17 protein-coding genes and 1 tRNA gene are annotated in these 17,411 nt (G+C 62.0%); 14 read left to right on the forward strand and 4 right to left on the reverse strand.

The window, feature by feature from the left end; all coding sequences use genetic code 11:
* Positions 1–65 precede the first annotated feature (65 nt).
* The 7 genes from AC07WT_RS00430 (at position 66) to AC07WT_RS00460 (ending at position 5,977) form a co-directional block, all read left to right on the forward strand.
* Positions 66–275, forward strand: coding sequence for a hypothetical protein (locus tag AC07WT_RS00430; RefSeq protein ID WP_494948457.1), 210 nt, complete (start codon positions 66–68; stop codon positions 273–275).
* A 49-nt stretch (positions 276–324) separates the two neighbouring features.
* Complete coding sequence (gene cadR / locus AC07WT_RS00435) at positions 325–756, forward strand: Cd(II)/Pb(II)-responsive transcriptional regulator (RefSeq protein ID WP_494945666.1); 432 nt, start codon at positions 325–327, stop codon at positions 754–756.
* Positions 757–916: 160 nt separating this feature from the next.
* Positions 917–1,117, forward strand: a complete 201-nt coding sequence (locus AC07WT_RS00440; protein WP_492590692.1) for a hypothetical protein — start codon at positions 917–919, stop codon at positions 1,115–1,117.
* 43 nt (positions 1,118–1,160) lie between these two features.
* Positions 1,161–2,561, forward strand: a complete 1,401-nt coding sequence (gene dbpA, locus AC07WT_RS00445; RefSeq protein ID WP_494945667.1) for an ATP-dependent RNA helicase DbpA — start codon at positions 1,161–1,163, stop codon at positions 2,559–2,561.
* Between the two features lie 303 nt (positions 2,562–2,864).
* A complete protein-coding gene (locus AC07WT_RS00450; RefSeq protein ID WP_494945668.1) occupies positions 2,865–4,019 on the forward strand; it encodes a pyridoxal phosphate-dependent aminotransferase in 1,155 nt (384 codons plus the stop codon).
* A 113-nt stretch (positions 4,020–4,132) separates the two neighbouring features.
* Entirely contained in the window at positions 4,133–4,927 is a 795-nt protein-coding gene (locus AC07WT_RS00455) for an ABC transporter substrate-binding protein (protein ID WP_494945669.1), read from the forward strand.
* Between the two features lie 204 nt (positions 4,928–5,131).
* Positions 5,132–5,977, forward strand: a complete 846-nt coding sequence (locus tag AC07WT_RS00460) for an AraC family transcriptional regulator (RefSeq protein ID WP_494945670.1) — start codon at positions 5,132–5,134, stop codon at positions 5,975–5,977.
* A 46-nt stretch (positions 5,978–6,023) separates the two neighbouring features.
* Here AC07WT_RS00460 and AC07WT_RS00465 read toward each other — a convergent pair whose 3' ends face one another.
* The 3 genes from AC07WT_RS00465 to AC07WT_RS00475 all read right to left on the reverse strand — a co-directional run bounded on the left by AC07WT_RS00465 (position 6,024) and on the right by AC07WT_RS00475 (position 8,355).
* Entirely contained in the window at positions 6,024–6,611 is a 588-nt protein-coding gene (locus AC07WT_RS00465) for a LysE family translocator (protein WP_492590687.1), read from the reverse strand.
* Between the two features lie 180 nt (positions 6,612–6,791).
* On the reverse strand, positions 6,792–7,061 hold the full coding sequence (locus AC07WT_RS00470) for a SemiSWEET transporter (protein ID WP_494945671.1): 270 nt from the start codon (positions 7,059–7,061) through the stop codon (positions 6,792–6,794).
* Between the two features lie 91 nt (positions 7,062–7,152).
* Entirely contained in the window at positions 7,153–8,355 is a 1,203-nt protein-coding gene (locus AC07WT_RS00475; protein ID WP_494945672.1) for a porin, read from the reverse strand.
* A gap of 670 nt (positions 8,356–9,025) precedes the next feature.
* On the opposite strand from AC07WT_RS00475, the gene AC07WT_RS00480 reads away from it, so the two are divergent.
* Genes AC07WT_RS00480 through AC07WT_RS00510 form a run of 7 tightly spaced genes read left to right on the forward strand, consistent with a single transcriptional unit; the run spans position 9,026 to position 16,864 of the window.
* Positions 9,026–10,384, forward strand: a complete 1,359-nt coding sequence (locus tag AC07WT_RS00480; protein ID WP_492590684.1) for an ABC transporter substrate-binding protein — start codon at positions 9,026–9,028, stop codon at positions 10,382–10,384.
* Positions 10,384–11,703, forward strand: coding sequence for a carbohydrate ABC transporter permease (locus AC07WT_RS00485; RefSeq protein WP_494945673.1), 1,320 nt, complete (start codon positions 10,384–10,386; stop codon positions 11,701–11,703). The genes AC07WT_RS00480 and AC07WT_RS00485 overlap by 1 nt, the downstream gene beginning before the upstream one ends.
* A 9-nt stretch (positions 11,704–11,712) precedes the next feature.
* Positions 11,713–12,546, forward strand: coding sequence for a carbohydrate ABC transporter permease (locus AC07WT_RS00490; RefSeq protein ID WP_494945674.1), 834 nt, complete (start codon positions 11,713–11,715; stop codon positions 12,544–12,546).
* Positions 12,543–13,601, forward strand: a complete 1,059-nt coding sequence (locus tag AC07WT_RS00495; RefSeq protein WP_492590681.1) for an ABC transporter ATP-binding protein — start codon at positions 12,543–12,545, stop codon at positions 13,599–13,601. Before AC07WT_RS00490 ends, AC07WT_RS00495 begins: the two co-directional genes overlap by 4 nt.
* The gene (locus AC07WT_RS00500) at positions 13,591–15,111 is read left to right on the forward strand and encodes a glycerophosphodiester phosphodiesterase family protein (protein ID WP_494945675.1); all 1,521 of its coding nucleotides are present in this window, start codon (positions 13,591–13,593) and stop codon (positions 15,109–15,111) included. The genes AC07WT_RS00495 and AC07WT_RS00500 overlap by 11 nt, the downstream gene beginning before the upstream one ends.
* Positions 15,104–16,090 (forward strand): LacI family DNA-binding transcriptional regulator, encoded by a 987-nt coding sequence (locus AC07WT_RS00505; protein WP_494945676.1) that lies wholly within the window; start codon positions 15,104–15,106, stop codon positions 16,088–16,090. Before AC07WT_RS00500 ends, AC07WT_RS00505 begins: the two co-directional genes overlap by 8 nt.
* Before the next feature lie 21 nt (positions 16,091–16,111).
* On the forward strand, positions 16,112–16,864 hold the full coding sequence (locus AC07WT_RS00510) for an inositol monophosphatase family protein (protein WP_494945677.1): 753 nt from the start codon (positions 16,112–16,114) through the stop codon (positions 16,862–16,864).
* A 350-nt stretch (positions 16,865–17,214) separates the two neighbouring features.
* Here AC07WT_RS00510 and AC07WT_RS00515 read toward each other — a convergent pair.
* Positions 17,215–17,290, reverse strand: a tRNA-Lys gene (locus tag AC07WT_RS00515).
* Positions 17,291–17,411: the final 121 nt, after the last annotated feature.

Here is a 17,411-nt window from a genome sequence, read left to right on the forward strand (position 1 = left end):
CGTGGGAGCCCGCCCGGTAATGGCAACGCGCCCCCGTCTCCGCCCCCGCAACAGGCGGCGTCGGCGTGGCTATGCGCGTGTCCGTGCTCCTGAACGTGCGTTTCGCGGCCGTGATCGCAGGTTTCGCCACGGCTGTGACCGTGATCGTGCCCGTGATCGTGCTCATGAGCATGCGCTTTATGTCCGTGGGCACAGGCTTCGCCGTGTTCGTGGCGTTCGGCTTCGGCATGGCTGGCGTGTGGCATGGTGGCTTCCTGGTTCGATTTGTGGTCTAGTAAACACCTTGAAGCCACTACAAGGTCAAGGCCGCAATCCGGAGGCGCCATGAAAATCGGCGAACTGGCGAAAATCGCCCATTGCACGACCGAAACGATCCGTTTCTACGAGAAAGAGGGCCTGTTGCCCGAAACGGAGCGCACCGAGGCGAATTACCGCAGCTATACGGCGAAGCACGTCGAGCGGCTGCGTTTCATCCGCAATTGCCGTGCGCTCGACATGACCCACGACGAAATCCGTGCGTTACTGCGTCTGACCGACGCCCCGGGGGACGGCTGCGGCGCCATCGATGCATTAATCGACGAGCACATCGCGCATGTCGACACGCGCATCGACGAACTGAAGCAACTGAAAGTGCAACTGGCCACACTGCGCGAGCAATGCCCCGGCGAACAGGCGGTCGAAGACTGCGGCATCGTTCAGGGCCTCACCGATATGGACGTGAGCGCGGCGCGTGCCCGGCATACGCATCTGGGTTAAAGCGCTTCGTCCTTAGCCACCGCAGTTGTGATGGCATCGTTGACCGCTGCAGTGACCACCGTAGTGAGCACCGCAGTGACCACATTAGTGACCGCAATTCACGGCTGGGCCGCTCGTACGGCCCAGCCAACAAACCATCGAATCCAGTTGGAGAATCATCGTGTTTACCTGTAGAAACCAGTCCTGCGGCGCGCAGTGGGAGCAGTCGGACGTCGTCATCAAGAACGAGGGGCAGGGGCTCCTGTTCCGTTGTCCGATGTGCGGCGCGCGCAATTATGTCGAGCGCTTCGACGGGGACGACGGTTCGGTGCTTTACGAGCAGATCGAAGGTCGTCCTTCTCCTGGCCCCATGGCCGTTTAGACCCTGACCTTCAGCCCTTAGCCGACAGCGAGCCATTATCGATATGAACAGTCCCACCACCGCCGGCGCGCCGTTCAGCGAGCTGCCCTTGCCGCCCGCGACGCTCGCCAATCTGACGCAGCTCGGCTACGTCGAGATGACGCCGATCCAGGCCGCCGGTTTGCCGATCGCGCTGGCCGGCCACGATCTGATTGCCCAGGCGAAAACCGGCAGCGGCAAGACCGCGGCGTTTTCGCTTGCGCTGCTCGCGCGCCTCGACGCACGCAACTTCGCCGTGCAGGCGATGGTGCTGTGCCCTACGCGCGAACTCGCCGACCAGGTCACGCAGGAAATCCGCCGCCTCGCGCGCGCTGAAGAAAACATCAAAGTGCTCACGCTGTGCGGCGGCACGCCGATGCGTCCGCAGACGGCCAGCCTCGAGCACGGTGCGCACATCGTGGTCGGCACGCCGGGCCGGATCATGGATCACCTCGAGCGCGGCAGCCTGCCGTTGCAGGCGCTGAACACGCTGGTGCTCGACGAAGCCGACCGCATGCTCGACATGGGTTTCTTCGACGATATCGCCACAGTCGTGAAGCAATGTCCGAAAGAACGGCAAACGCTGCTGTTCTCCGCGACGTACCCCGAAGGCATCGTCAAACTCAGCCAGCAATTCCTGCGTAATCCGAAGGAAGTAAAGCTCGCCGAGCGTCACGACAACACCAAGATCCGTCAGCGCTTCTATGAAGTAACCGAGGATGAGCGTCTGCATGCGGTCGGTATGTTGCTGAATCACTATCGCCCGGTAAGCACGCTGGCGTTTTGCAATACCAAGCAGCAGTGCCGCGATCTGCTCGATGTGCTGCGCGCGCAAGGTTTTCATGCGCTGGCGCTGCATGGCGAACTCGATCAGCGTGAACGCGATCAGGTGCTGATCCAGTTCGCGAACCGTAGCTGCTCGGTGCTGGTCGCCACCGACGTCGCCGCGCGCGGCCTGGACATCGCGCAACTCGAAGCGGTGATCAACGTCGACGTGACGCCGGACCCGGAAGTGCACGTGCACCGCATCGGCCGCACGGGCCGGGCTGATCAGGAAGGCTGGGCGCTGAGCCTTGCGAGCATGAACGAGATGGGCCGCGTGGGCAGTCTCGAACAGGCGCAAAAGCGCGACGTCGAGTGGCACAAGCTTGCGGATCTGAAACCCGCCAGCAACGAGCCGCTGCTGCCGCCGATGGAAACGCTGCAGATTCTCGGCGGCCGCAAGGAGAAGATCCGTCCCGGCGACGTGCTCGGCGCGCTGACCGGCGAAGCGGGTTTCGCCGGTTCGCAGATCGGCAAGATCAACGTGACGGAAATGTCGACCTATGTGGCGGTGGAGCGCAGCATCGCGCGCGACGCGGTGCGCAAGCTCAGCGCCGGCAAGGTGAAGGGCAAGAAGGTCAAAGTCCGCATGATGGACGAGTAAATCCGCCTGGAACGGCTGCGCTCACCCGGTCGCAGCCGTTCGGGTTCATCACATTACGTCATACCTCTGCCGTTTTCCGCATTCTTCCCGCGGCCTCATTTCTTCCCTCAAAGTCCCGATTTCATTGGCTTCACCTGCTCCGGCGCGGCATTGCGGCAGTCATGACGTAAACGCATGCCGCGCATGACAAAGTTTCGATTGTGACGGTTCTTTGGCTGGTGCCTAATCATCGAACCGGATGGGACCGCCGCGCAGTTGGCCGTCCGCCAATTCGCTGCCGGATGGAGAAAGGGAGAACGCCTTATGCAGAGCGCCTTGCAAGCCCGCTCGAAACTGCCTGATGTAGGCACGACGATTTTTACCGTGATCGGTCAATTGGCCGCGCAATACGAAGCATTGAACCTGTCGCAAGGCGCGCCGAATTTCGCGCCGGATGCGAAGCTGGTCGACGGTGTCGCGCAAGCGATGCGCGCCGGCCATAACCAGTATGCCCCGATGGCCGGCATCGGCGCGCTGCGCGAAGCGCTCGCCGACAAGGTCGAGACGTTATACGGCGTACGTTACGACCCGGCCAGCGAAGTGACCGTGATCGCCAGCGCCAGCGAAGGCCTGTACGCGACGATCAGCGCGCTGGTGCATCCCGGCGACGAAGTGATCTACTTCGAGCCCTCGTTCGACAGCTACGGACCGATCGTGCGCCTGCAAGGCGCCAGGCCGATCGCGATCAAGCTGTCGCTCGACGATTTCCGCGTGGACTGGGACGAGGTCGCCGCCGCGATCACGCCGAAGACGCGCATGATCATCATCAACACGCCGCACAATCCGACCGCGACCGTATTCAGCGAGACCGACGTCGCCCGGCTGAAGGCCATCACGCGCAACACCGATATCGTGATTCTCGCCGACGAAGTCTACGAACATGTGGTGTTCGACGGCGCCAGACATCAAAGCATGGCTTGCGACGCCGAACTGGCGGAACGCAGCGTGGTCGTGTCGTCGTTCGGCAAGTCGTATCACGTGACCGGTTGGCGTGTCGGCTATTGCCTCGCGCCCGCCGCGCTGATGGACGAGATCCGCAAGGTCCATCAATTCATGGTGTTTTCCGCCGATACGCCGATGCAATACGCGTTCGTCGACGCTTTGGCCAATCGCGAGAGCTACCTCGGCCTGTCCGCGTTCTATCAGAAGAAGCGCGATCTGCTCGCGCATGCGCTGCGCGAGTCGCGCTTCGAGTTGCTGCCGAGTGAGGGCAGCTTCTTCATGCTCGCGCGTTTTCGCGGCTTTTCCGCTGAAAGCGACAGCGACTTCGTGCTGCGCCTGATTCGCGACGCGCGTGTCGCTACGATTCCGTTGTCGGCGTTTTATACCGACGGCACGGATTCCGGTTTGATCCGCCTGAGCTTCTCGAAGGACGACGCGACGCTGATCGAAGGCGCGCGGCGTTTGTGCGCAATCTGATGAACGCGGCACGAGCCAGCGGCTTTATTGGCCGCAGTATGATCGTCGCGCCTTGGCGTAGTAGCGCGATGCATGCTCGCGCCACAACACAATCGAAGGGAAAGGGACCTGCTATGAAGTTGCTCAAACCTCTACTCGCGCTGGCTTGTGCATTTGCCTCGGTGGCGTCGTCGTCGGCCGCCGTCGCTGCCGATACGTCGACGCTGCGTTTCGGACTCGAAGCGCAGTATCCGCCGTTCGAATCGAAAGGGCCGAACGGTGAGCTGCAAGGCCTCGACATCGATGTCGGCAAGGCCGTCTGCGCCGCTGCGCATATGACATGCAAATGGGTCGAAACGTCGTTCGACGGTTTGATTCCCGCGTTGCAGGGCCGCAAGTTCGACGCCATCAATTCGGCGATGAACGCGACCGAGCAGCGCCGTCAGGCGATCGATTTCACCACCGTCGTGTATCGCGTGCCGACGCAACTGATCGCGAAGCGCGACAGTGGGCTGCTGCCGACCCCTGAAGCGTTGAAGGGCAAGCGTGTCGGCGTGTTGCAGGCGTCGATTCAGGAAACCTTCGCGAAGGCGCATTGGGAAGCAGCGGGCGTCTCTGTTGTGCCGTATCAGGACCAGAACCAGGTCTATACGGATCTCGTCGCGGGCCGTCTCGATGCGACGCTCGTTCTGGCGCCGGCGGGGCAGGCGGGTTTTCTGTCGCAGCCTAACGGCAAGGACTTCGCGTTTGTCGGCCAGCCGGTGCGTGACGACAGGATTCTCGGCAGCGGCATCGCGTATGGCATTCGCAAAGGCGACACCGCACTGCGCGATCAGCTGAACGCGGCGATCGCGAAGGTACAGGCCGACGGCACGGTGAAGACGCTGGCGGCGAAGTATCTGGGGAATATTGATGTGACGCCGAAGTAATGTAATGGGGCGTGGTTCCGCGAACCACGCCCCATTACGTCGCGCGTCTCGCCGAACTCGCCGGATATCCACAGCCGTTCTTTTCGGCAGGCGACGAAGGAGATTCCCGGCTATTCTCTCGTGACAAGGCTGCGGCAGTGGCTAGTCAATGCATGCGGCGCAGCGGCCGAGGTCAGGGTCACGTGAATAATCGGGAGACGCGCAATGAGTGATGCAAAGCAGCAAGCGGTTTTCGCGCGAAGCGGCGCGCAGCCTCAGTTCTGGCGCGACGAGGCGTTGCCGTTTCTCGAAGCCCGCTCGATCGAAGATGGCCGCGAGCTTTGCTACGCCAAACACTCGCACGAAACGTTTTCGATCGGCGCCGTGACCGGTGGGCGCAGCGTGTACGTGAACCGCAGCGCGAGCGAGTGGGTTGGGGCCGGCGCCGTCGTCTTGATGAACCCGGACGACGTGCATGCATGTAATCCGGTTGCCGACGAACGCTGGTCGTATCGGATGCTGCATGTCGATGTTGCGTGGCTAACTGGTCTGCAACACGACTTGGGTTTCAGCGACAACCACGCGTTCCGCGCTTTCTCGCAAACGATGTCGGCGGCGCCAGCTTTGTTTGACGGGTTGAACCGTTTGTACGCGATTCTCGTCGACGGCAATGCCGATTCCATGCGCAAGGAAAGCGCTGCGGTCACGTTCTTTTCTGAAGTACAGCAGAGCCTCAATCCGGCACCCTTGCCGGATCACGACGCCAGCCGCCAACTGACGCGTGCCGCTGAATTCATCGCCGAAAACTGCACTCGTCCACTGAAGCTCGCGGACGTCTGCAAGGCGGCGGATCTTTCCTCATCGCATCTGATCCGCGCGTTCAAGCAGCGCTACGGCATGACGCCGCACGCGTATCTGATCAATCGGCGCATTCAGTACAGCCGCGCGCAGCTCAGACGAGGTCGTCTGATCGCCGACGTCGCGCTCGATGCCGGTTTCGCCGACCAGGCGCATTTGCAGCGGACCTTCAAGCGGCTGGTTGCGGCGACGCCGGGGCAGTATCGCAGTTGAAGTAAGCGTCACGGATGGCGACGCACGTGCCGTGGTGACGCGTGTGTCACGCGATGACGAGGTACAGGGCGCTAGCGGCCAGCAAACCCGCCATCACGCGATTAAATAGACGCACGCGTTTCGGTTCCTGCAAATATCGGCGCAGAAACGTGCCGGCATACGCCCAACTCGCAATCGACAGATAGCAAATCACGAAGTACACGACGGTGAATTGCCAGACGAGCCTGCCGTCGCCGTCGGCTGCGTAGGCGCCCATGCCGGCGAGAGACGCGAGCCATGCCTTCGGATTCAGCCATTGCATGGCGGCGCCGTAGGCAAAGGATGGGCCTCGGGCGGGCTTGTCGGCGCCGAGCTGGCCGTTATCGATGGCGAGTTTGTAGGCCATGTAAAGCAGAAACCCGACCCCGGCCCACTGGACGACGGTGATCAGATTGGGGAAGTGGGCGAGCAACTCGTGCAGGCCGAGGCCGATGAGCAGAAGCAGCAGCGTGAAGCCGACGGTTGCGCCGGTGACGTGCCGCATGCTCGCGGCGAGTCCGTGCTGCGCGCCGGCGCTGAGCGCGACGACATTCACGGGGCCGGGAGAAATCGACGAGGCCAACGCAAAGGCGGCCATGGAAAGTAAGACGGTCATCTGATGCCTCGATACGTGGGTGCGCAGGATTTGCGACGGCCAACGGTATCGGGCTGCGGGGTGGGGTGTATTGAAGGAAATTGCTTTGGAGGGGCGACGCTACCGGGCGCTGGGGGACATTGCGTTGATGGTTACAGTGGGCCGAGCTCGCAAAAGCATCCGCGTAACGGCCGCGTGGCTTCAGTCATAGCGCAGCTTCATCGCGAGAATGCATGCCGCGAGCGCAAGCGTGACGGCGTTGGCCACGATCACCGGCCAGTTGCCGGTCAGCGTGCCATAGGTGAGCCAGAGCGCGATGCCGGTGACGAACACCGCATACATACCGAACGACACGCCTTCGGCGGACTTGGTGCGCCAGGTCAGTATCACCTGCGGCACGAACGAGGCCGTGGTGCAGGTCGCGGCGATATAGCCGATTGGCTGGGTCAGAAGTTTGAAAAGCAGGGCCATGTTGCACGAATGAGAGCGGCGCGGGCGCGCGAGTGCGCGGCCGCGCCGGATTGCCTGATGGTCCGGTCGCGGGAACCGGCTTCCGTTTTGCTTAGAACGAGTGACGCATGCCGACACGAACGACGGTCTGCGTCGGCGTGGCCGATGGCGTGCTGCTCGTGAAGTCGCCGATCGTCGCTGTCGCATCGACCAGATTGCCGTAGCGGTCGAGCGTCTTGCCGGCGGCGTGCGTGTAGCCGCCGATCAGGTAGAACTGGGTCGCCTTCGACATCGAGTAGAACGCGCCCGCGCCGACAGTGTGGTACGCCGGTGCCGATGCGCCGTCGATCCTGGTGCCGCGTGCGTAGTTGTAGCCCAATGCGACGCGCGTGAAAGGCGTGACGTTGTATTCGGCATTCACGCCCACTGCATTGAACGTCTCCTTGTGCTTGAACAGGGAACCACCGTCCGGCGTGTATTGCGTGTTGCCGTAGTTCACACCGAAGCGTGCATTGCCGACCTTGTACGTAGCCGCGGTAGCGATGATCTGCAAGTCCCTGGTGCTGGCGAAACCCTCGGTCACCGACGAACCGAACGAGCCGTCATACGAACTGTCCCATGTGCCGGTATTCGGCAGGGTGTTGTTGTTGGTCGCATTGAGGTAGGCCACGCCGACGGCGAACGGGCCGTACTCGTAGTTACCGCCCACGCTCCACATGTTGCGGGCCTTCACGCTGCCCGGCTGATTGCCGAAGCCGTACATAGCACCGAACTGCATGCCGTTCCAGGTCGGGGTGCGATACAGAATCGTGTTGTTGACACGCGACTGGTTGTCTTCGTTGTCGAGATCGCCCGGGTGAGCGGTCACGCCGGTCGTGAACGAACCCGGACCGATCGAGGCCACGTACATCACGATCGGGTCGTACTGGCGGCCGAGCGTGAGGGTACCGTACTGCTTGCTCGACAGGCCCATGTAGGCCTGGCGGCCGAATAGACGGTCGCCCGACCAGCTCTGACCGTTGCCGATGTTGAAACCGCTTTCGATCTGGAAGATCGCCGACAGACCGCTGCCGAGATCCTCGCTGCCCTTCAGGCCCCAGCGAGGACCGGACCACGTACCGCTTGCGAAGCCGTAGAACGGCTTGTTCTGATAGCTGGTCGGGCGACCGGCCTTGCCGGGCGCGACGACGACGCGTTGGCCGCTCGTGTAGCCGAGTCCGGCGTCAACCACACCGTACAGCGTGACGCTGCTCTGAGCATATGCGGCGGCGCCGAACGTACCGAGCGCGAGCAGTGCGAAGCATGACTTTTTCATTGTTCCATTAACTCCAAATTCCCTCTGTCGTTCATGAAGGAAAATCCGTGGAGTGCAGCCGTTGATGCGGCCGCGCCCCAGTGGCTCGTTCCCCGTATGTGCGTGATGTGCACACGTGTGCAGTCTCGGGCCGGAAAAAATGGCAAAAAGAACGATTGTTCCTCATCCTTTCGGGCCTTCTTCAATCAAAACTGAACACGTGTGCACAACAACTCGAAAAATTGGGGGCCGTTTGCCCCCTTTCTGCGACCTGTCGACACGGTGCCTTCAGGCGATCCAGATTCGAAACGGTTCGCAGTCTTACGTCAATCGATGAAGCGTGTGTGACAGTGGCGCAGAAATCTCGGATGAGTCGCATTCCTCATGACATTGAATCTTCGGGAAATAGCGCGAAAACTAGGGAATTTCTGAGCATTCACCGGAAGCGATGTGAAGGATTTTCCTAATTCGGGAACACGCTGTTGCGACAGTCGCGTGATCGCTCGTCAACAGTCATACCTGCCGGGACGTCGCCCAGGTGCTTCGGAGCTGACGGAAAAAACCTGACCGCCCATCACAAATCTTTCACGGAACGCCAGAATAATGCCGGGCATGCACACGTGTGCACATCGGTCCGGGGCGATGCCGAATGTGCCGGGGTGATCTCGAACATGGTTGAAGGGGCAGGGAAATGAGCAAATCGACGAAGCGGATTTTCAGGTGCAGCCTGATGGTTGCCGCGCTGGCTTTCGCAGGCCACGCACTGGCTGCGGACTACACGATCTCGGTGGTGGCCGGCGGCTCGGGCCCGAACGACAGCTATCGTACCGACGCGATCGAAATGGCCGCCGACGTGCTGATGAAGCAGGCCGTCGCGAAGGGCGAGCATCTGAAGATCACGGTGGAAAAGCGCAGCTATTCCGACTGGGACAGCTTCAAGCAGGCAGTCACGCTGTCGGCCGAATCGGGCAACGCACCGAACATTGTGGTGACTGGCCATGAAGACATCGCACCGTGGTCACAGTCGGGCATCATCGTGCCGATCGAGGATTACCTGGAGACCTCGGCCCCGTCGATCAAGGGCATCTACCCGAACCTGATGAAGGTTGCCTCGTACAACGGCAAGCTGTATGGCGTGCCGCAGGACGCGGAAGCCCGCACGATGTTCATGTGGAGGAGCAGCCTGCGCGCGATCGGCTATAGCGACAAGCAGATCGATGCGCTGCCGGGCAAGATCAAGTCAGGCGAATACACGCTCTACGACATGCTCGCCGATGCGAAGAAGGCGCAGGACAAGGGCCTCGTTGCGCCGGGCTACGGTTTCTATCCGCGTCCGTCGGCCGGCCCTGACTACTGGCAGTACTACGTGAGCTTCGGCGGCCAGATGCAGAATCCGAAGACCGGCAAGCTCGTGTTCGACAAGCAGGCGATCCGCAAGACCTATCAGTTCTTTGCTGACGCAGTGAAGATGGGCGTAACTCGCAAGAACATGATCGGCACGCCGTGGGACCAGTGGTATCACGAAGTGGCGGCCGGCAAGGCGGTGTTCTGGCAGGGCGGCACCTGGCATTATGTGCGCTACACGGGCAAGGAGGGCCTGAAGGATTTCTTCGGTAACGTCGACTACTCGATGATCCCGGCAGGCGACAAGACCGGCAAGGCGAATACCCTCACGCACCCGCTCGTGTATCTGATCACGAAACAGGGCAGCGACAAGCAGAAGGCGATCGAAGCCAAGCTGATCGAAATCGCTTCCGAGCCGCGCATCAATGCGCTGCATGCGCTCAAGTCGGCGCACCTCGGCATCAGCCCGGCGGAGAATAACGTCGAAGCCTACCGCGCCGACCGCTGGTCCGCCGAAGCCACGGAGCGACTGTTGCCGTATGCGTATGCGATGCCGAACGACAGTGACCTCGGCAATCTGTGGAACATCTACTGGAAGGGTCTCGAGGCCGCATGGACGGGCACGAAGTCGCCGGAAGAAGCCGCTGCCGACGCCGAGAAGGAAGTGCGCGCCAGCAGCTTCGCCAGCAAGGTCGAAGTCCGGTAATGAGCGTGCTAAATCGGTCGCGCACCCTGGGGCCGGCGATGCTCGCGCCGGCCCTGGTTCTCTTGTCGCTCTTCTTCCTGCTGCCGGTCGTGATGACAGCCGTGTTCTCTATGACGGACATGAGCACGGCCACCGGGATTGGCCGCGGGACGTACCAGTTGACCCCCGTGGCCCTGTCCCGCCTATCGAATGAGTTCAACCAACCTGACCTGGCCACCCGTCTTGGGCAGGCCGGATACAGGGTCGATGCGCACGGCATCGATAGACTCAACGCCAATGGTGCGCCCAGTGCTTTTGTCGAGGCGATTGCCGCACAACTCATGGGCCGCAGCTACGGGCAGCGTGACGATCTCGTGTCCGCGTTGCGCGTGCTTCCGGGGCGGCCGGATGAGGTGTTCGTGCTCAAGCGCGATGCTGACGCGTTCCTGCAGTCAGCGGGCAACGGCAAGTACGACAGTGCTGGCGGCCTGCTCGCTGCGGTGTCCGCCGCTGGGCGATCCCTGACGCCCGAACAGCAGCAGGCTGTGGTCAAGGCCAGCTATACGGGCTGGACCGTGACGGTCGGCAACTATGCGCGGATGGTGTCTTCGCCCGGCACCTGGAAAGTGCTCGGCAACACGCTGTTCTACGTGTTCGGTACGCTCAGCCTGTTCAATATCGGCTTTGCGCTCGTGCTCGCGCTTGCAACGCACTACATGCCGGCCCGGCTGTCGGGCGGTCTGCGCGCGATCTGGCTGTTGCCGCGCATCACGCCTTCTGTGCTGTATGTGCTGCTGTGGAAGTGGCTGGCCTGGGACACCGGTTTCATCTCGATGGTGATGTCGGCTTTCGGCGTACCCGCGCGCAACTGGATGCTCGATTCCGCCACGAATGCCTGGATATTCGTGTTCCTGATCAATGGTGTGGTGGGTGCCTCGATGGGCATGCTGATCTTTTCATCGGCACTGGCCGCCATTCCCAAGAGCCATTTCTGGGCGAGCGACGTGGACGGTGCGAGCCGCTGGCAGCAGATCCGCTATATCGTGTTGCCGCAATTGCGCTGGCCGCTGCTGTTTGTCACGTGCTACCAGACGTTGTCGCTGCTGACCTCGTTTGAATATATTCTGCTCGCGACCGACGGCGGTCCCGGCGGCTCGACCGAAGTCTGGGCGCTGAGCGCCTTCCACGTCGCGCTGCACAACTATGCGGGCAACCTGCAGTACGGCTATGGCGCAGCACTCGCGATGGTGCTGGTCGGCATCGGCCTGGTGCTGTCCTGCCTCTATCTGAAGTTGTTCGGCTTCACGAAGCTCGTGGTTCGGCCACGCATTGAAATCTAGGAGCCGACGATGAGCAATAAACCATCGAACGTGCTGCTGCCTGTGGTCACCATTCTGCTTGGTTTGGCGAGTGTGCCGCTCGTGCTGATGTACGTGTACCTGCTGGTCGATACGTTCACCGACACGCGTGCGGGCGAGTGGCTGCCGCACGCGTTCACGCTCGCGCACTGGCATTTCCTGTGGCAGGACCTGCCGGGCCGTCCAAACATCTGGACGGTCACGCTGAACACGTTGCTGTTTGCGAGCACAACCACCTTGCTGGTGGTCGTTATCTCGTCGGCGGCAGCCTACACGCTGTCGCGCATGGATATCCCGTTGCGTGGCTTCTTCCTTGGCGGCGTGATGGTGCTGCATGCGTTTCCGACCGTCACGCTGTTGATCGCGACGTTTCTGATCCTGCAGTACATCGGCCTCTATGACACGCTGCCGGGCGTGATTCTCTGCAAGGCTTCGCTCGAACTGCCGTTCGGCATCTGGATCCTCAAGGGTTTCTACGACAACGTACCCTGGGAAATCGAAATGGCCGCCATCCAGGATGGGGCAAGCCGTTTCCGCGTCTGGCGTGAGATCGTACTGCCGCTGGTGCGGCCGGCGCTGCTGCCGCTCGCGATATTCTCGTTCCTGGCAGGTTGGAGCGAGTATCTGCTGCCGCAGGTGCTGGCGCCGGGCAATCATGTCCAGGTGCTGTCCGTCTATCTCGCCGGCCTGATCGCTGACGACAACAACTACGACATGGCCACCTTCAAGGCAGTGGGACTGTTCTATGCTGCGCCGGTCATGATTCTCTTCATCGTATTCCAGAAGCAACTGATGAACATGTATAGCGGGGGGAACAAGGGATGAGCGGAATCCGGATTCTCAATCTCACCAAGCGCTTTGGCGAAACCCTCGTCATCGACAATCTCAACGTCGATATCGCGCAGGGCGAGATGATCGCGCTGCTCGGCCCGTCGGGTTGCGGCAAGTCCACCACGCTGTTCGCGGTCAGCGGCATCCATCGCGCCGACGAGGGGCAGATCCTGATCGGCGGACGCGATGTGACGCAGGAACCACCGCAGACACGCAATGTGGGCGTGACCTTCCAGTCCTATGCGCTGTATCCGCACATGACTGTCGAGCAGAACGTCGGCTTTCCGCTAAAGGTGCGCGGCGAACCGCCCCGCGAGATCAAACGCAAGGTGGCCGAGATCGCTGCACTCGTGCGGATCGACTCGCTGCTGCACCGCAAGCCCGCCGAACTGTCGGGCGGCCAGCAGCAGCGCGTGTCGCTCGCGCGGGCGATTATCCGCCGTCCGGATGTGCTGCTGATGGACGAACCACTCGCCAACCTCGACGCGAGCCTGCGCATGGCCATGCGCGCGGAGATCCGCCGCATCCAGCGGGAATCGGGCATCACTGCGATTCTCGTTACGCACGACCAGGTCGAGGCGATGAGCATGTGCGATCGCATCGCAATCATGCAGCATGGCCGGATCGTGCAGGTCGATACGCCGGTACACATGTATCGCAATCCGCGCACCGAATTCGTGGCCGGCTTTCTCGGCAATCCGCCGATCTCGTTTATCGGCGGCAGTGTGGATGCGCAGCAGTTCGTGAGCGGCGGCGCGCGGATCGCGCTTGGCGGAACGCGCGCGGTGGCGCAGGGTCCCGCGCGTGCCGGGTTGCGTCCCGAGCACGTGACGCTCGTATCCGAGGGCGGGAATCCCGCGACCGTGAGTTTTGTCGAGCATCAGGGGCGCGAGATCCTGTACGACCTGCAACTGGCCAATGGCGACATCATTCGCACGCTGCAATCCGGCGGGCCGGTGCTGAAGGCGGGTGAAGCAGTGCAGTGGCATATCGAAGCGAACGACATCCTGTTTTTCGATGCACTCGGAGACCGTCTGCATGTCGCGTGAACACGTCCGCCCGGCCATCGCCGCGCTGGCTCGCCCAGAGCCGCTCTGTGTCGCCCATCGTGGCGCAAGTGGCCACCGACTCGAGAATACGCTCGAAGCCTTCGCGCTCGCCGCGCACCTGAACGCCGACATGTGGGAGATCGATGTCCATCTCACTGCCGATGGCATCTGCGTGGTGAGTCATGACGCCAATCTGCTCAAGCATGCGGGCGTTGATGTCGAAATCGCGCAATTCACATTCGACGAACTGCGCAAATACAAGCTGAATAACGGCGAGCCCGTACCGAGCGTGCGCGAAGTGATCGAGCTTGCGCAGCGTACCGGTTGCGGCCTGTATGTCGAACTGAAGGCGAAGGGCAGCGGGCCCAAGGTCGTCGCACTGCTCGAGGCCATGCGGTTCGACCGTGCCGTGCTCGGCTCATTCGATATCGCGCAGGTGGCCGAGCTGGCCGAGGCGGCATGCCCGTATCCGCTGTCGGTGCTGGTGCCGGTCGGGGCGGATCCGTTTGCGCTGGCGGAAGCCGCAGGGGCCGATATGATCCACCTGTGCTGGGAGCGCGCGTCGGATGCGCCGCACGAACTGCTGACGGACGAACTGATGGCCGAGGCGGGCAGGCGCGACCTGCCGATCGTCGCCTGGCACGAAGAGCGTGAGCGCGAGATTGCCGCGCTCCGCAAATTGCCGATCCTGGCGATCTGCAGCGATCTGCCGGAAATGATCAGTGGGTACCGCCCGAGCAAGGACAATCCGATCGAGATCGTCTGCCATCGCGGCGCAAATACCGTTGCGCCCGAGAACACGCTCGCCGGTGCGGCACTCGCGTACCGGATGGGCGCGCAGCGGGTTGAGCTCGATGTGCGCACGAGTTCGGACGGGAAGCTGGTCGTGATCCATGACGACACGCTCGCACGCACGACGAACCTTGACGGCCCGGTGGCCAACCGCACGCAGGAAGAACTGGCGCACTGCGACGCGGGTTCGTGGTTCCATGCACGTTATGCGGGCGAGGTCGTGAGCACGCTCGGCGATTACCTCTCCCTTGCGAAGCACCGTGGCGGACTCTTCGTCGAAATCAAGGCGGCGGATGTGCGCCGGGTCATGGAAGAAGTGGCGGCGCACGATGCATGGACGTACTGCTTTTTCTGGTGCGAAGACAGCGCCGTGATCGACCGGATCCAGGCGGGTTATCCGCAGGCGCGCACGATGCGCCGCCGCCAGGATTTCACGAGTCTCGACGCGCTGCTGGCAGCCGGAAAGCCGTATGTCATCGAATACGATTACCGTATCGACGATCTGTCGGAATTCGCACGTGCGCGTGCGGCGGGCGCACGGATCATGGTGCGCTTCTTCTCGGAAGTCCCCGACGATGCCTGGACGCTGATTGCGCTGAAGCCCGATATGGTGAATATTGACGATCCGTTCGTGTTCAGCCGCGCCTATGCAGCCTGGCTGCAGAGCGAAGCGGGCCGGACCGCAGACACGAATACGGGTACGAATACGGATGCTTAAACAGGTAACAGCCCAGGAAGTGGCGGAAGCGGCGGGGGTTTCCCGTTCCGCGGTGTCGCGGACCTTTTCCAATAGCGGCTACGTGTCGGAGGAAACGCGGCGGAAGGTGCTCAAGGCGGCGGATAGGCTCGGCTATCACGTGAATCATCTCGCGCGTGGCCTGAACATGCAGCGGTCCGATCTGGTTGGCCTGGTGGTGGCCGATATCGACAACCCGTTTCGCGCCCAGCAACTGAAGGACCTCAGCGAGGCACTGCTCGAGCAGCAGTTCCGCCCGTTGCTGATCCCGACCGCGGAAGGCCGCGACAGTGCGCAGGTGATCGACATGCTGATGCGCTATGCAGTATCGGGCGTCATCATCACGTCCGACACACCGCCCGCCGAGATCTACCGGAGGTGCATTCGCCACGAGATGCCGGTGGTTCTGATCAACAAGGCGGATCAGCCTCCCATGGTCGACCGCGTGTTGTGCGACAACGCGAAGGGTATCTCGCTGCTCGCGGATTTCTTCCGTCAGGCCGACTGCCGGCATGTTGCGGTTGTTGCCGCGGAAGATGGTTCCTACAGCATCCAGACGCGTGAGCGGCTGTTCGTGAAGCAGGCCGCGGCGCTGGGCATGCGGACCTCGCGGGTCCACGTGCCTCGGCATCACTACCAGGGCGGCGGCATGGCGGCACGCGAACTGCTCGAGGCCGAGGCTCTGCCGGATGGCGTGTTCTGTACCAACGATTACCTTGCGCTCGGACTGATCGACCATCTCCGGCAGAAGCTGAGCGCCGCGCGGTTCCGGAAACTGCACATCGCGGGCTTCGACGACATTCCCCAGGCCAGCTGGCTCGGCTACCAGCTCACCACGGTCCGGCAATCGACGCGCGAGCTGGCGGATGCCGCCGTCGGTCTGCTGAAGCGGCGTATCGATCACCCGGAGCGCGATGCGCAGACCGAGACGATCGACGTGCAACTGATCGTGCGCCACTGACCCACTCTCCGGACGTTATCCATGGATTCATTGCATCAGCGCCTGGCGGTGGCCAGGCAGCTTGCGCGGGACGCCGGTGCGCTCGCGCTGTCGTTTCAGGAACGACTGAAGCGCGACGATCTCGTCATCGTCGAGAAGGGGCCGCAGGACTTCGTCAGCGAGGCTGACCGGGCAACCGAGCGGCTGATCCGCGACGTGCTGACTACGCAGTTTCCGGAAGACGGGTTTCTTGGCGAGGAAACCGGACGTACCGAAGGCCAGGCCGGCATGTGGATCGTCGATCCGATCGACGGGACCAGCAACTATCTGCGCCAGCACCGGCACTGGTGCGTGTCGATTGCCTACGTTGTCGCCGGCGAGCCGGTGCTCGGTGTGATTTTCGATCCGGTCAACGACGAGCTGTTTCATGCCTGCAAGGGCGAGGGGGCTTACCTGAACGGGGCGCGTCTGCAAGGCCGCAAGCTGCAGACCGGGGCAGGGCTTGTGAATATCGGCTATTCGGCGCGTACCGCGTTGTCGACGTACCTGAGTACCATCGAACAGCTTTACCTGAAGGGCATCGAGCATCGTCGTCTCGGGTCGGCTGCGCTCGGTCTTGCGTATGTCGCGGCAGGCCGGTTCGATGGCTACGTCGAGGCGCATATCAACGCCTGGGATGTGATGGCCGGCGTGGTGATCGTGCGCGAGGCCGGGCTGCGGGTGGACCTGACGCCGGTCAATAACGGCTACGCGATTCGCGCAGGGCTGCCGGGGCTGATGGATTTGCTGGCGTAAATTCTTTCGAGTGACCACGCGCGCGCTTGCGTCAGCACGCTCGACGGCGGTCCTGAAGCCTTTGAACTTGCCTCAGCGTAAGGCTGGAATCTGTCTACCGTTCCGAGGGAAGTCCAACCATAGGCCGAAGTGCCTACCGGACCCGGGGCTGCGCCAGGAGTGTTTGAACGCTAACAGGTTCTTGTCGTTGGCCGAATATCTCGGCGCGCTGCGCGCGGCTACATTTGCCCAGCACGTCGACATGGATCGACATTGATTGATACAGACCCAAAATACCTACACGGTGCCTACACGGAATCCAGAAAGCAAAAAGCCCAGTCACGAGGACTGAGCTAAGTGCTTGAATTTCTTGGTGGGGCGTGAGTGACTCGAACACTCGACCTACGGATTAAGAGTCCGCTGCTCTACCAACTGAGCTAACGCCCCCAACAGAAGCGAAATTATGCAGCAACTTTCCGGGATTGCCAAGGCCCTTTAGCAGATTTCTTAAAAAAATCTGCTAAAGGGCGCTCGAACATCTGCCTGGCAGACGCGCTGTCACTGACAA

The sequence above is a fragment of the Paraburkholderia sp. GW821-FHT02A12 genome (assembly GCF_059422005.1).